Consider the following 14,316-nt stretch of genomic DNA (forward strand, 5'->3'; position numbering starts at 1 on the left):
GTTCGACTGACGAGAAAGACACCATGCGCATCTCCAACGCCCAAATCACCGCCATGTTGCACGGCTCGATGAACACCAGCTCCGAGAAGCTCGGCAAGCTGATGCAGCAGATGGCCACCGGCGAGCGCATGCTGATGCCCTCGGATGATCCTATTTCCGCGGTGCGCGTGCTGCGCATCCAGCGCGAGGAAGCCACGCTGACGCAGTACCGCACCAACATAGCCAACGTGTCCGGCAACCTGTCCAAGCAGGAAGCCAACCTCAAGGCGGCATCGGACACCATGCTCAACGTGCGCGACCTGCTGCTGTGGGCCGCCAACGGCAGCAACACCAGCGAAGACCTGGCGGCCATCGCCAATGAGATGGGCAATCTGGAAAAGACCATTCTCAGCTTCGCCAACGTGCGCGACGAAGAGGGTCGTTACCTGTTCTCCGGCACCCTCAGCGACCGCCCGGCCATTACCTTCGATGCCGCCACTCAGAGCTACCAACTGACCGGCAACGATCAATACCGCCAGGCGGCAGTCGCCAATGGCGTGCTGGTCGAGGAGAATGTGACCGCTGCGCAGGTCTTCGGTGGCGGCGTCGACATGCTCAACGACCTCAATAGCCTGGTGAAAATGCTCGCCGACCCGGCGTTGGATGCCAGTGATCCCGCGGCACAGGCCTCGATCAGCGCTACGCTCAACAGCCTCGACACGACTCACGGCGACCTGCTCGGCGCGGTCTCGGAGCTGGGCGGACGGCAGAACACCCTGACGCTGCTGTCGAGCAGCAACGAGGACGTCTCGCTGGTAAACCAGAAAATCGATGGCGAGCTGTCGCAACTCGATTACGCCACCGCCAGCATCGACCTGAACAACTATCAGCTGTCGCTGCAGGCGACGCAGAAAACCTATTTGAAGATCAATGGGCTGTCGCTGTTCGGCATGCTCTGACCGAGGTAGCGTGAATGAAGATTGGCAAGCAGCTCCCCGCTGTTTCCGCAATCAACCCGCAGGAACGCCGCGAGGCATTGCTGCGGGATGCGCCTGCGCCGCTGCGGGCCGGTACGCCGGCCGAAACGCCGCACACCGAGACGACGCCCAGCAAGAACACCAGCTTCAGTCTGCAGCTCAATCAGCAGTTGTCCTCGATGCAGTCAGCCGACAGCTACCTCGGCGACCTGCAGACGCGCCTGTCGCAACTCAAGCTCAACCTCAGCCGCCAGATCAGCTCGCCGCAGCCCAACGGCGAGGAAAGCATTCGCCAGATTGTGCAGCAGGTCGGTGAGTTGCTCAACGAGCGCAGCAAACGTTCCGGCAATTCCCTGGACGCCAACCTCAAGCTGCGTCTGACCGAGCCGGTGCGCAGCCGCTTCAGCCTGCAGGGGCTGGAGTCGCTGGATGCGATTCGCCAGTCAGGTCGCGAAACCCTGCTGTTCAGCGGCGGCCGCCAACTGGCCGAGCCGGTCGCGGTGGTGCTCGACGACGAGATGAGCGACGAGCAGATCCTGCGCCGCTTCAATGGCAGCCTAGGCCAGGCCGGTATTCGCGCCGAACTGGATCAGAACGGCGAGCTGAAATTTTCCGCCCGCGAAGGCGACTGGCAGAAGCTCAAGGACCAGCTGGCGGTGCAAGGCGAGGGTAAGCTCTTCGACAAGGGCCGATACGTTCGCGTGCAGAGCGAGGACGAACAGCTGCTGAGCTTCCCCGAAGAGCTGCAACTCGACTCCTTCCGCGAGCTGCGCCGTCTGCTCGACTCGGTCGTCGCCGGGCTCGACAAGGTGACCTCGCTGCGCGAGCAGCTGAGCAACCGCCAGCAGGAAATTCGCGAGTTCCTTGCCCGTCAGGCTCATGCCGATGAGAAGCAGTGGGCGATGGACTTCTCCCGCTCGGTGTTCAACCTGATGCAGCGCAGCCCGTCCAGCTATGCGGCGGTCACCCAGACCGTGGTGGCGCAGGCGACCATCAGCCGCTTCGCGGTGGTCAGTCTGCTGTCCTGATCGATCCTGCGCCGGGCCTGACTTGCTTATGGCCCAGTGCGATCGATAAATTTCACATCCGAAGGCCGCCCCATCGGCAACGTCTGCACGGTATCGCCCAGCTTGCCGCTGTCGGGATCGCGAGCCAGTACCACCAGCGCATCACTCTTCTGATTGGCAATGATCATGAACTGGCCGCTCGGGTCGATGGCGAACTCCCGCGGCTCGCGACCGCCACTGTCGCGCTGCTGAATCTCGCGCAGGGTATCGTTCTCCTCGATGGCAAAGACCATGATGCGGTTCTTCTCGGCGCGATCACTGACGTAGAGAAAGCGACCGTCCGGTGAAGGGTGGATGGCGCCCGGCGAATGCTGACTGACGTCGCCGCCCGCAGCCAGATCGACCAGCTGGCGCTGCACCAGGCTGCCGTCGACATGATCGAAGCGCGCTACTTGAGCGCTGAGTTCCAGCGTCGCGTAGGCCTGACTGCCGTCGGGGCTGAACACCAGGTGACGCGGGCCGCTGCCGTCCGGCAGGCTGATGAAGGCTGGATCGGCGGGGGACAGAGGCCGCTCGGCGTTGGCCGGGTCGTAGCGGTAGACAAAGATCTTGTCGGCGCCCAGATCGCTGACGAACAGCGTCTTGCCATCGGGCGACATCACCGCGGAGTGCACGTGAGGCGATTGCTGGCGCTCCGGGTGCACTTCGCTGGCCTTGTGCGTGGCGATCTGGGTGACCGGCAACAGGGTTCCATCCTTGGCCAGTGGAATCACCGCGAGGCTGCCGCCCGGATTTGCCCGCGAACCGTAGTTGGAGACGAACAGATGACGCCCATCGCGGCTCTGGCTCAGGTGCGTGGGTTCGTCGCCGAGGGTGCTCTGCTGTTCCAGTGGCGATAGCTTGTTACTGGCGGGGGCCATGATGAAAGCGCTGACCCGACCCACCGGATCAGGATGGCCCGGTCCGTTCTCGTTCACCGCGTAGAGCCGGTTGCGCTTCAGATCCAGGGTTAACCAGGACGGGTTGTCGGTCCGCACGACTTGCAGCGGTTGCGCTTCGATCTGGCCGCTTTCGGCATCGAACTGCAGGCGGTAAATCCCTTCGCTGTTGCCTTCGCTGGTGTAGCTACCAATCAGAACTTGATACATGGGTGCTGCTGCTCCCGAGGTGCTGAATGCCAAGAGGGCGGCGGCGATGCCGAGGCGTTGCCGCCGCAGTAGGCCGCGCATTGAACTGCGCATGGGCTGCTCCGTCATGTCGATGGGGCGTGCGCCCCTGATTTGGATTGGAGCGCTGAAGCGGAAAAAGTTTTCCCAGCGTTGTCGATTTCTCCCATCGCCCGTCGACCAGAGATAAACAGCAAACGTCCTGGGGCTGCCGCGATGCGCTATCTCTGCCTGGTCTACCTGAACGAAGACGCCGTGGCGGCACTGTCGCCAAGCGATCACGCCGCGCTCGATGCCGAGTGCTGTGAGTACCACGCACAGCTGCAACACAGCGGCGAGCTGATCGTTGGCGAGGCCCTGCAGCCGGTATTGAGCACTACCAGCCTGTGTCGGCAAGGCGAACGTCTGCTCCTGCGCGACGGGCCGGTGCGAGGCGGCTGCGAGCAGCCTGCCGCCATCTATCTGTTCGAAACCCCGGACCTCAACGATGCGATCCGCCTGGCCTCACGTCTGCCAGGAGCACGGCTGGGCTGTGTCGAAGTGCGTGCGCTCGGCTCACGCGCGCCGCCTTGAGACTGAGCGACTGCGATCCGCCCGAAACATCAACCAAGAGGACGACGACATGAACACCGCCACCCAAACGCAGGACGAAACCCGTATCCGCCAACTCACCGAAACCTTCGAAAAGGCCACCGTGCGTAAGGATCTGGACACCATCATGGCGCAATACGCCACAGACGTTCGGGCCTTCGATGCGGTCGGCCCGCTGCAATTCAAGGGCGCCGAGGCCTACCGTCAGCACTGGCAGAGCTGCTTCGATTTTTGCCAGGGTGAAGGCTATTTTGAAATCAGTGAGCTCGAAATAAACGTCAGCGGAGACCTGGCCTATAGTCATTTCCTGAGCCACTGCGGCGGTACTGATGAAAAAGGCGAGATGCAGTCCGGCTGGATGCGCGGCAGCCGCTGCTGGCGTCGGCAGAACGGCGACTGGAAGGTCGTCCATGAGCATTTTTCGATGCCATTCGACATGGTCAGCGGGCAAGTCAACTTCGGTATCGAACCCGAACCACAGGTTGGCAGAGCCGGCTGATCAGCCCCTTCGTCCCGTCGTCGCTGCCAGCACGGCAGCCGGCGGGCGCCACTGGAGAACGAAATGAAATACCTGTGCCTGGTCTATTACGACGAGCAGCGCGTGGACTCGATGACCGACGAACAGTGGGCGGCACTGGTCGAGCAATGCATCGCCAACGGTGAACGGCTGAAGGACAGCGGGCAGTTCATCGCCGGCGAGCCGCTGCAGTCGGTGCGTACCGCCAAAACCGTGCGGGTCCGCGACGGCGCGGTTTCGGTGGTCGACGGCCCGTTCGCCGAAACCCGCGAACAGCTGGCAGGCTTCTACCTGATCGAAGCGCAGGACCTGGATGAGGCCCTGCGGCTGGCGGCAAAGATCCCGCCCGCGCAGTTGGGCAGCATTGAAGTTCGCCCGTTGCGTCAGCTGCCTGATCGTTGATCCATGCCTGAGCATGGCAGGCCGTGCTCGTCCGAGCATGCCGGTAACGGGCCGACGCTGGCTGAAGTCGACATCCTGTACCGCACTCAATCGCGACGGGTGTTGGCGACGCTGATTCGCCTGTTGGGCGATTTCGAGCTGGCCGAGGAGGCCCTGCATGACGCCTTTATCGCGGCGGTGCAGCAGTGGCCGCGCGATGGTCTGCCTTCCAATCCTCGGGCCTGGCTGGTCTCGACTGGTCGCTTCAAGGCCATCGATGGGCTGCGCCGGCGGGCGCGTTTCGATGCATCCCTGAGCCTGCTGGCCGATCAGCTCGACGGCCGCGACGAACCGGAATGGGAGCGGGAAGACCTCGAAGATGATCGCCTGCGACTGATCTTCACCTGCTGTCACCCGACGCTACCGGCCGATGCGCAGGTGGCGCTGACGCTGCGTGAAGTCTGCGATCTCAAGACCGAAGAAATCGCCCGCGCCTTTCTCGCCTCACCCAGCACCATTGCCCAGCGCATCGTCCGCGCCAAGCAGAAGATCCGCGAGGCGGGCATTCCCTATCGGGTGCCCACACGAGATGAACTGCCGGCCCGGCTGGATAACGTGTTGCGGGTGATCTACCTGGTCTTCAACGAAGGTTATTCCGCCTCCAGCGGCCGTGAGCTAACCCGTGCCGACCTCAGCGCCGAAGCCATCCGTCTCGGTCACCTGCTGCTGGAGTTGTTGCCAGATCCCGAGCTGATGGGGTTGCTGGCGCTGATGCTGCTGCACGACTCGCGTCGCGCCGCGCGTACCGACGAGGCGGGCGAGCTGGTGCGCCTTGACGAGCAGGATCGCAGCCGCTGGAGCCAGGCGCAGATCGCCGAAGGTGCCGCACTGGTGGAGCGTGCGCTCGCCTCACGGCGTTTCGGCCCTTACACCGTGCAGGCCGCCATCGTTGCCGTGCATGCCAAGGCGAGCAGTGCTGCGCAGACGGATTGGGCGCAGATTGTCGCGCTCTATGACCTGTTGCTGCGCATCAGCCCGTCGCCGGTTATCGAACTCAACCGCGCGGTCGCCTTGGCGATGCGTGACGGCGCCGAGGTCGGACTGGCGGCTATCGACAGGTTACTGGCCCGCGGCGAGCTGCGTGATTACCACCTGCTGCACTCGGCCCGCGCTGACTTCTGTCGTCGGCTCGGCCGGCTGGACGAAGCCCGTGAAGCCTACCGAGCCGCGTTGGGCCTGGCTCAGCTGGAGCCGGAAAAGCGCTTCTTGCAGCAACGCCTCGATGAGCTGGATGCCGGGCAGCGCGAGGCTTGAATGCGTGTGCAGGCCGATCGGCCCCGATTCCGGTTCCCTTGGCAGTGCGTCAACTGTCTGCAGCGCCGGCCGGCAGGTAATCGCTGCGGCTCAGTCCGTGGCGTTGCATCTTTTCGTTGAGGGTACGGCGGGGCAGCTGCAGTTGCGCCATCACTTCGCTGATATTGCCTTTGTGCTGTTGCAGGGCGTTGTGCAGGCACTGGGCTTCGAAGGCTTCCATCTGGTCGGCCAGTGATGTGCCGGCAACGGCGGTTGGAGCCGGGGTTGGCGGAGGCGGCGTCAGGCCCAGGGCGTGCCGTTCGGCGGCGTTGATCAACTCGCGGACGTTGCCGGGCCAGTCGTGGCTGAGCAGCTGCGCCAGTTCGGCCGGGCTGGCCGGGACCGGATTGCGGCCATGGCGTTGCGCGGCCTGGGTGGCGAAATGATCGAACAGCAGCGGAATGTCCTCGCGACGATCACGCAGCGGCGGGATATGCAGTTCGGCGACATTCAGGCGGTACAGCAGGTCTTCACGAAAACGCCCGCCGCGGACTTCTTCCAGCAGGTCCGGTTTGGCCGCGCTGATCACCCGCAGGTCGACCTCGATGCTGCGGTTCGAACCCAGGCGTTCAAGCGTTCTTTCCTGCAGCACGCGCAGCAGTTTGACTTGCTGCGCCAGCGGCATGCTCTCGATCTCATCGAGGAACAGCGTGCCGCCATGGGCATGCTCGATGCGGCCGATGCGTTTGCCCTGCGCGCCGGTGAAGGCACCGCTCTCGTGGCCGAACAGCTCGCTTTCGAAGATGGTCTCGGGGATGGCCGCGCAGTTCAGCGCGACAAAGGGGTTGCGCGCGCGCGGGCTGAAATCATGCAGGCAGCGTGCAACCTGTTCCTTGCCGCTGCCGGTGTCGCCGCGGATCAGTACGTTGACGTCCGTGCCGGCCAGCTCCAGTACCTGGCGCCGCAGGTGTTCCATGGCCCGCGAAACGCCCAGCAGCATCGATTCGATACGCCCCTTGCGGGTGAATTGCTCGCGCAGCTGACGGTTTTCGCAGACCAGCCGGCGTTTGTCCTGGGCACGGCGCACGCTGTCGAGCAGGCGTTCCGGGGTGAAGGGCTTCTCGATGAAATCGTAGGCGCCCTGGCGCAGCGCCTGGACCGCCATCGGCACGTCGCCATGGCCGGTCACCATGATCACCGGCAGCTCGGGGTCCAGCGCCACCAGTTTCTCCAGCAGGCCGAGGCCGTCCAGGTCCGGCATGCGCACGTCGCTGATCAGCACGCCGGGGAAACCCCGGTCGACGATGGCCAGCGCTTCGTGGGCACGGGCGCAGGTTCGCACGCTGAAGCCGGACAGCTCCAGCCACTGCTGCACGGCCTGGCGTATCGCTGCTTCGTCGTCGATAAAAATGACTTGACCGCTCATGTCTCGCTCCTTCTGCCTGCTGCCAGTCTACTCGTCGACAGGCTGTTCGGCTGCCGGCAGGTGCAGCACGAACACTGCGCCAAGGGCATCGTTGCACACCTCTAGATCGCCACCGAGATCGCGCACGATGCCGTAGGAAACCGCCAATCCCAAGCCGAGGCCCTGACCGACCGGTTTGGTGGTGAAAAAGGGTTCGAAGACCTGATCCAGATGCTCACTGGCAATGCCGCCGCCGTTGTCGGCAACGCTCAGCGTCCAGCTCTGGCGGTCACGATGGCAGTCGATGCGCAGTTGACGGGCCTGCCTGCCCTGCATGGCATCGAGCGCGTTGGTCAGCAGATTGATCAGTACCTGTTCCAGACGGATGCCGTCGCCGCTGACCCAGGCGTTAGCCGGTATCTGAAGCGCCACGTCAACGCCGTCGCTGCGGATGCGGGGGCCGAGCAATTGCAGTGCCTGCTCTAGAACATCGGCCAGGTTCAATCGCTGACGCAGGCCGGCGGGGCTTTTGCGTGCGAAGGTTTTCAGGTGACTGGTCAGCGCTGCCATTCGCTCGAGCAATCCTTCGACCTGGCCCAGGCCTTCACGCACAGCCTCGATGCGACCGTTGTCGAGTAGCAGCCGCTGGCTGGCCAGCTGCATGCGCAGGGCCGTCAGTGGCTGGTTGATTTCATGGGCGAGGGCGGCGGACATCTGCCCCAGGGCGGCCATGCGGGCGGCGTGTACCAGCTCGTCCTGCGCCGTGTTCAGCTCGCGGGTGCGCTCTTCGACCAAGCGCTCCAGCTCGTTGCGGCTGCGCTGCTCGACACGACGGGTCTTGCGCCGCTGGGCCAGGTACAAGAGCAGGAACGCGAGCGTCATCCACACGCCCGCCGCGGCCAGGCGGTAACTGCGGACGTTGGCGGCTACCAGTTGCGGCTCCTGCAACAAGTGTAGGGTCCAGTCCTCTTCCGGCAACGCAAGGCGTTGCCAAAGGTAATCGCGGCTACCATCGGGCCCGTCGACCAGGCGCCGCTCGCTGTTCTCGGTGATGCGCTGCAGGCGCTGGCTCACCAGCGGCTGCAGGTTCTGCTCAGCGTAACGGCGCACCGCAACGAGGCGGTCGCGCACCGCGTCGCTCAGCGGGCGTAGATAGCGGAAGCGCCAGGCGGGGCGGTTGGTGAGGATGACGATATCCAGTGAGTCGGTGATCAGCAGAATCCCTGACTGCCCGACCCACTCGCGCTGCATCTCTTCCAGCTCCAGCTTGACCACCAGCACACCGATCACCTCACCAGCGCTGTTTTTCACCGAGCTGGACAGAAAGTAACCGGGGATGCCGGTGGTCACGCCGACGGCGAAGTAGCGTCCGGAGTCGTTTGCCAGCGCATCGAGGAAATACGGGCGGAAGGCGTAATTGTTGCCGACGAAGCTGGTCCAGTCGCGCCAGTTGCTCGCCGCGAGAGTTTCGCCATGGCGGTCGAGCAGGTAGAGCACCGAGGAGCCCGCGGCCTGATTCTGCTCTTCCAGTCGATGGTTGAGCTGTTCTTGCAGAGCCGGATCGCTGGGGTTGTTCAGCAGCGCCTGGATGTCGCTGTCCAGCGCCAACAACGCCGGCACCGAGCGGAAACGTTGCACCTGCGTATGGATCGCCTGAGCGTACAGATCGAGCTGGCCGGCCGCTTCCTGGCTGCGCTCAGCCCAGGCACGCTGCTCGGCGATGCGCCCGGCCCCGTACATGCTCAGCAGCAGCCCAACGATGATCAGCAAGACGATGAGAGCGACACGGAGGCGGCTGGAGAGGGCAGGCATGGCGGGCTCGCTATGAGGATTTCGCATGGTAAGCCAAAGTGCCTGCATGATGGTTTGCCGTGTCGCTGATCGGCCGCCGGGGACGAGCGGGTCGCGATGACGATTGGGTTTCGGTATCCTTGCCGGCCTTTTCGGTGCCCCCGATCGCCGGAATCTTCGTGAGAGACGAAATCCATGGCCTGGCTGCCTGGTCCGCCATAGCGCAACACCCCTAAATGTCTGACGGCGACCGCCTGCATGGGCGCGGTCCTGTTCTGTCGTGCGCCGCGCCTGATGTGCGTGGATTGCACCCATACTCGAATTTGACACTAGCCTTCGTATCAACCGCGTAGCGTTTCGGCGCGCAGGTTGTGCTTACGTTCTGGATACCCCGATGCTTCACACGATCAAACAAAACTGGTTCGGCAACATTCGTGGCGACGTGCTTTCAGGTCTCGTCGTCGCCCTCGCGCTGATTCCCGAGGCAATCGCGTTCTCGATCATCGCTGGGGTCGATCCGCGGGTCGGTCTCTATGCGTCCTTCTGCATCGCGGTTGTGATCGCCTTCGCCGGCGGCCGCCCGGGCATGATCTCGGCGGCCACCGGCGCCATGGCGCTGCTGATGGTGACGCTGGTTCGCGATCATGGTGTGCAATACCTGATGGCGGCGACCCTGCTCTGTGGCGTGCTGCAGATCGGTGCGGGCTACCTGCGCCTCGGCTCGCTGATGCGCTTCATCTCGCGCTCGGTGGTCACCGGCTTCGTCAACGCGCTGGCGATCCTGATCTTCATGGCGCAGTTGCCTGAGCTGACCAACGTCACCTGGCATGTCTACGCGATGACCGCTGCCGGTCTGGGCATCATCTACCTGTTCCCCTATGTGCCGAAGATCGGTCGAATCATTCCCTCGCCGCTGGTGTGCATCCTGACGTTGACCGCCGTGGCCATCTACCTTGGGCTGGACATCCGCACCGTGGGCGACATGGGCGATTTGCCCGATACGCTGCCGGTATTCCTCTGGCCAGACGTGCCGCTGACCTTCGAGACCCTGGCGATCATCTTCCCGTACTCCGCCGCGCTGGCAGTGGTGGGCCTGCTGGAGTCGTTGATGACGGCGACCATCGTCGATGACCTGACCGATACCGGCAGCGACAAGAACCGCGAGTGCAAGGGGCAGGGGGTCGCCAACATCGTCTCCGGGCTGTTTGGCGGGATGGCGGGTTGCGCGATGATCGGCCAATCGGTGATCAACGTGAAATCCGGCGGTCGCATGCGCTTGTCGACGCTGATCGCTGGCGTCGTGCTCTTGCTGATGGTGGTGTTCCTCAGTGACTGGGTCGGCCAGATCCCCATGGCCGCGCTGGTCGCGGTGATGATCATGGTGTCCATCGGCACCTTCAGCTGGGATTCGCTGCGCAACCTCAAGCATTACCCGCTCTCCACCAATATCGTCATGGTGGTGACCGTGGTGGTGGTGGTGTTCACCCACAACCTGGCTTACGGCGTGCTGGCCGGCGTGCTGCTGGCAGCGATGTTCTTCGCCAACAAGGTCGGGCATTACCTGCACATCGGCTCGGAGCTGGATGACGAAGGCGACCTGCGCACTTATAGCGTGGTCGGCCAGGTGTTCTTCAGTTCGTCAGACAAGTTCACGGCCGCCTTCGACTTCAAGGAAGCCGTCGCTAAGGTCACCATCGACCTCAGCCAGGCGCATTTCTGGGACATCACCGCCGTGTCGGCACTGGATAAAGTGGTGCTCAAGTTCCGTCGCGAGGGCACCGAAGTCGAGGTGCTGGGTCTGAATGAAGCCAGCGCGACGATCGTTGACCGCTTCGGTGTCCACGACAAAGCCGACGCCACCGATGGTCTCATCGGCCACTGAGAGGAGAAACGACGATGAATCAGGTATTAGCGTGTATCGACGGTTCCCCACAGGCTGCTGCGGTGTGCGACTGCGCCGCCTGGGCCAGCCTGAAACTCGACGCGCCGCTGACCCTGCTGCATGTGCTCGATCACCAGCAGTACCCGGCAGCCGGCAATCTCAGCGGCATCATTGGCCTGGGCAGTCGTGAGTACCTGCTCGAAGAGCTGGCTGCCTTGGACGCCAAGCGCAGCAAGCTGGCGCTGGAAGAAGGCAGGATGATGCTCGACGCGGCCAAGCAGCGCGTCCTTAACGCCGGTGTCCTGCAGCCCGAAGCGCGGCAGCGTCATGGCGACCTGGTGGAAAGCCTGCATGAACTGGAGCGCGACACGCGGCTGCTGGTAATCGGCAAACAGGGCGAGGACAGCGGCAGCGACCGGCAACTGATCGGCAGCCAGCTGGAGAGTGTGATTCGCACCCTGCACCGACCGATCCTGGTCACCCTGGCCAACTTCAGCGTACCGACAAGCGTCATGCTGGCCTTCGATGGCAGCGACACCAGCCGCAAGGGCGTCGAAATGATCGCTTCAAGCCCGCTGTTTCAGGGCATTCCGATTCATCTGGTGATGATCAGCGAGGATACCGGCGACAGCCGCGCGCTGCTGGAGTCAGCCCGCGATGCGCTGACGGCGGCAGGCTTCGAGGTGCGCATCGCGATCCGCGCCGGTGAGGTCGAGCCCATGCTACATGCCTACCAGGCCGAGCACGGTATCGGCCTGCTGGTGATGGGCGCCTACGGCCATTCGCGGATTCGCCAGTTTCTGGTTGGTAGCACCACCAGCAGGATGATCCGCACGACGACCACGCCGCTGCTGCTGTTGCGCTGAGAACTGAGTCAGCCTGCGCATCGCTACCAGGCTGAAATGCTACTGATAGATGTCCGCACGCGACCAGGGCAGTTCGTGAGAGCCGTCGGGCAGCGGCTTACTGGCAAGGATCTGATGCAGATTGATCCAGTTGCGGCGGAAACCGTAGGCACAGCCCGCCAGATACACCCGCCAAATGCGCAGCGCCCGCTCGGGGATCATCTGTTGCGCTTCCTCCAGCCGCGACTCCAACCGTTCGCTCCAGCACTGCAACGTGCGTGCATAGTGCAGACGCAGACTTTCCACATCGACGATTTCCAGCCCCGACTCGCTGATGCACGAACTGATTGCCGCGAGATGCGGCAGCTCGCCGTGGGGAAACACATAGTGGTTGATGAATTCGCCTGCACCGTGGCTCACTGGCCTGCCGTCGATATGCCGTGAGGTGATGCCATGATTCATCACCAGCCCGCCGGGGCGCACCAGTTCTGCCAGCTGGCGGCAGTACAACGGCAGGTTGGCGTGGCCGACGTGTTCGAACATGCCGACGCTGACCACCTTGTCGAACTGGCCGTCCGTGGGCAGATCGCGGTAGTCCATCACCTCCAGTCGCACCTGTCGCTCAAGCCCTTCGGCGGCGACCTGCTCGCGTCCCAGCTTCAACTGCTCGCGGCTGAGCGTGATGCCGACCACCTCAGCGCCATATTCGCGCGCAGCAAAACGCGCCAGCCCACCCCAGCCGCAGCCGACATCGAGCAGGCGATCGCCAGGTTTCAACCGCAGTTTGCGACACAGATGACGCAGCTTGGCTTGCTGGGCCTGGTCGAGGTCTTCACTGCCGGTCTCGAAGTACGCACAGGAATAGACCATGTCGCGGTCGAGCCAGAGCTGATAGAACGCGTTGGACAGGTCGTAGTGATAGGAAATGGCCTCGGCATCGGTGGCCTTGTCATGCGCCTCGCGGGTCGGCAGTGAGGACTCCTCCTCGCCCAGCGCCTTGGTGATCTCATCACCAATACGGATGATCTCCTCAAGCGGCCCGTGCAGGTCGATCTGACCTTCGACATAGGCACCGCCGAGCAGGTCGAGGCTGGGACGTGCGAGCTGCGGTATCAAGTTGGGGTCCTTGATCTCCAGCGTCACGCTTGGGGCGGGGCCCAGATCCATTTCCTTCCCGTCCCACAACCGGAGGCGCAGCGGAAGGTCGAGCTCCTGCAAAATCGGAAGCAATGTCGCCAGCATGCTTGATCTCCTTTATTTCGCGTGGAGAAATCCTAGACCAGGATCGCCCAGCTTGCGCTCCATCGGTAGATTGCTTTTGCCTATAGCAACTATTTCAAATATCTAGCGGCTTCTATGCGCTTAAAGAGTGGTTTGGCAAAAAGAGGTACATATATCTGCAGAATAAATAAGCGTTCTGTTGAGCGAGTGGTCACGCGAGAGCTAAACACCGCCGCGTCGATGGCAGTGGCGCTTTGTCGACTGCACTATGCTTGGCACCGGCATGTCCCCTGGGAACAAGGCACAGCGATGACCGAATTTGACTGGCATAGCGACCTGATTACGAACGAAACAGTCGTAACCGAACGCTATCGGAACACCCAAAATGTTCGCAGATTCATGACAGCGGCCTGCGGGTCCGATTTCAAGTTCGACCGTGCATTTATGGCATGGGTAACGGACGGTACGCCTAAATCGATGGGGCAGGTTGCACGCGAATGGTTGCGACGAAATGGCCAGTGAAAAGCCGGGGCACCCTTGTCGACCGGACTTGTGGGGCGGAAGAAGGCAGTAGCAGTCGAGCTCGCTCTTCGGCCCGCAGTGATCAGCTGTGTTCGGCTCTGCGACGCCTACCGCTTGTGGATGCCCGCTTTGTCCGCTCTATAGGAAGTCTTCTTTAAACTTTCCTTAACCAAACGCTAGGCGCCACTGGAGGTGGCTCATGCTCCCAATGCTTCTTGCAATGCTGCTTCAGGTCTCCGCTGGTCCGTCTGATGAGTCGTGTTACGGAACCGCGACGAACCAGCCAGCAATGAACCAATGCGCGGGCGCAGCGCTCAAGGTAGCAGACGCTAGGCTAGACGAATTCTTGCGCACCTACGCAGATGGACTTAGTCCAGAGCAGCTGGAACTGTTACATGCAGCTCAGTCAGATTGGCAGCAGTTCCGAGAATCGTCCTGTAAGTTCAAGGCTAGTGGGGTTCGCGGCGGAAGTGCATACAGGATGGTTCTTGCTCAATGCCTGGCGTCACAGGCAGAGGCTCGCCTTCTGGAGATGAAGCTGTTAGCCAGCTGCCAAGAAGGTGATCTGAGTTGCCCCTCGTATTCTCGTGGGGCACCTGACAATTCATTCAAGCCGAACCTTATTAGCGGGTAGCGTTATTTCGAACGTTAGGGATCAAACATCGTGCGTGTGTTTTGCCTAACTCTGCGGCGGATAAGCCATGCCACGTCAGCCGACGAGCTGCGATACTTATGCGAG

At 62.7% G+C, this 14,316-nt stretch carries 14 protein-coding genes; 10 read left to right on the top strand and 4 right to left on the bottom strand.

Annotated features, from left to right (window positions below; all coding sequences use genetic code 11):
• The first annotated feature begins 23 nt into the window (after positions 1–23).
• Positions 24–938: a flagellar hook-associated protein FlgL gene (flgL, locus tag BUE09_RS18505; protein WP_073303342.1), complete on the top strand. Its 915-nt coding sequence runs from the start codon at positions 24–26 to the stop codon at positions 936–938.
• A gap of 14 nt (positions 939–952) precedes the next feature.
• The gene (locus BUE09_RS18510) at positions 953–1,984 is read left to right on the top strand and encodes a hypothetical protein (RefSeq protein ID WP_073303344.1); all 1,032 of its coding nucleotides are present in this window, start codon (positions 953–955) and stop codon (positions 1,982–1,984) included.
• 26 nt (positions 1,985–2,010) lie between these two features.
• On the opposite strand, the gene BUE09_RS18515 is transcribed toward BUE09_RS18510, so the two are convergent.
• Positions 2,011–3,204: a lactonase family protein gene (locus tag BUE09_RS18515; RefSeq protein ID WP_073303346.1), complete on the bottom strand. Its 1,194-nt coding sequence runs from the start codon at positions 3,202–3,204 to the stop codon at positions 2,011–2,013.
• Between the two features lie 141 nt (positions 3,205–3,345).
• Between BUE09_RS18515 and BUE09_RS18520 the strand changes: the two genes are divergently transcribed.
• From BUE09_RS18520 to BUE09_RS18535, 4 genes are all read left to right on the top strand, one after another.
• Positions 3,346–3,702, top strand: coding sequence for a YciI family protein (locus tag BUE09_RS18520; protein ID WP_073303348.1), 357 nt, complete (start codon positions 3,346–3,348; stop codon positions 3,700–3,702).
• Between the two features lie 49 nt (positions 3,703–3,751).
• Positions 3,752–4,219: a YybH family protein gene (locus BUE09_RS18525; protein WP_073303350.1), complete on the top strand. Its 468-nt coding sequence runs from the start codon at positions 3,752–3,754 to the stop codon at positions 4,217–4,219.
• A 63-nt stretch (positions 4,220–4,282) separates the two neighbouring features.
• Positions 4,283–4,639 carry a YciI family protein gene (locus BUE09_RS18530; protein WP_073303352.1) on the top strand — a complete coding sequence of 119 codons (357 nt, stop codon included), beginning with the start codon at positions 4,283–4,285 and terminating at the stop codon, positions 4,637–4,639.
• A 3-nt stretch (positions 4,640–4,642) separates the two neighbouring features.
• Positions 4,643–5,932, top strand: coding sequence for an RNA polymerase sigma factor (locus BUE09_RS18535; RefSeq protein ID WP_073303355.1), 1,290 nt, complete (start codon positions 4,643–4,645; stop codon positions 5,930–5,932).
• A 49-nt stretch (positions 5,933–5,981) separates the two neighbouring features.
• Here BUE09_RS18535 and BUE09_RS18540 read toward each other — a convergent pair whose 3' ends face one another.
• Both BUE09_RS18540 and BUE09_RS18545 read right to left on the bottom strand, forming a co-directional pair.
• Entirely contained in the window at positions 5,982–7,337 is a 1,356-nt protein-coding gene (locus tag BUE09_RS18540; protein ID WP_073303357.1) for a sigma-54-dependent transcriptional regulator, read from the bottom strand.
• A gap of 27 nt (positions 7,338–7,364) precedes the next feature.
• Positions 7,365–9,128 carry a sensor histidine kinase gene (locus BUE09_RS18545; RefSeq protein WP_073303359.1) on the bottom strand — a complete coding sequence of 588 codons (1,764 nt, stop codon included), beginning with the start codon at positions 9,126–9,128 and terminating at the stop codon, positions 7,365–7,367.
• Positions 9,129–9,501: 373 nt separating this feature from the next.
• Here BUE09_RS18545 and BUE09_RS18550 point away from each other — a divergent pair, with 373 nt between their 5' ends.
• Together BUE09_RS18550 and BUE09_RS18555 are read left to right on the top strand one after the other, a co-directional pair.
• On the top strand, positions 9,502–10,989 hold the full coding sequence (locus tag BUE09_RS18550; RefSeq protein ID WP_073303361.1) for a SulP family inorganic anion transporter: 1,488 nt from the start codon (positions 9,502–9,504) through the stop codon (positions 10,987–10,989).
• A 14-nt stretch (positions 10,990–11,003) separates the two neighbouring features.
• Positions 11,004–11,855 (top strand): universal stress protein, encoded by an 852-nt coding sequence (locus BUE09_RS18555; protein WP_073303363.1) that lies wholly within the window; start codon positions 11,004–11,006, stop codon positions 11,853–11,855.
• 39 nt (positions 11,856–11,894) lie between these two features.
• Here BUE09_RS18555 and cfaB read toward each other — a convergent pair whose 3' ends face one another.
• Positions 11,895–13,076 carry a C17 cyclopropane fatty acid synthase CfaB gene (gene cfaB, locus BUE09_RS18560; RefSeq protein ID WP_073303365.1) on the bottom strand — a complete coding sequence of 394 codons (1,182 nt, stop codon included), beginning with the start codon at positions 13,074–13,076 and terminating at the stop codon, positions 11,895–11,897.
• A 288-nt stretch (positions 13,077–13,364) separates the two neighbouring features.
• Between cfaB and BUE09_RS18565 the strand changes: the two genes are divergently transcribed.
• Entirely contained in the window at positions 13,365–13,577 is a 213-nt protein-coding gene (locus BUE09_RS18565) for a DUF6434 domain-containing protein (protein WP_073303366.1), read from the top strand.
• Positions 13,578–13,797: 220 nt separating this feature from the next.
• Positions 13,798–14,211 carry a lysozyme inhibitor LprI family protein gene (locus BUE09_RS20870; RefSeq protein WP_368389040.1) on the top strand — a complete coding sequence of 138 codons (414 nt, stop codon included), beginning with the start codon at positions 13,798–13,800 and terminating at the stop codon, positions 14,209–14,211.
• Positions 14,212–14,316 lie beyond the last annotated feature (105 nt).

The organism is Stutzerimonas xanthomarina DSM 18231 (assembly GCF_900129835.1).
Taxonomy (GTDB): Bacteria; Pseudomonadota; Gammaproteobacteria; order Pseudomonadales; family Pseudomonadaceae; genus Stutzerimonas; species Stutzerimonas xanthomarina.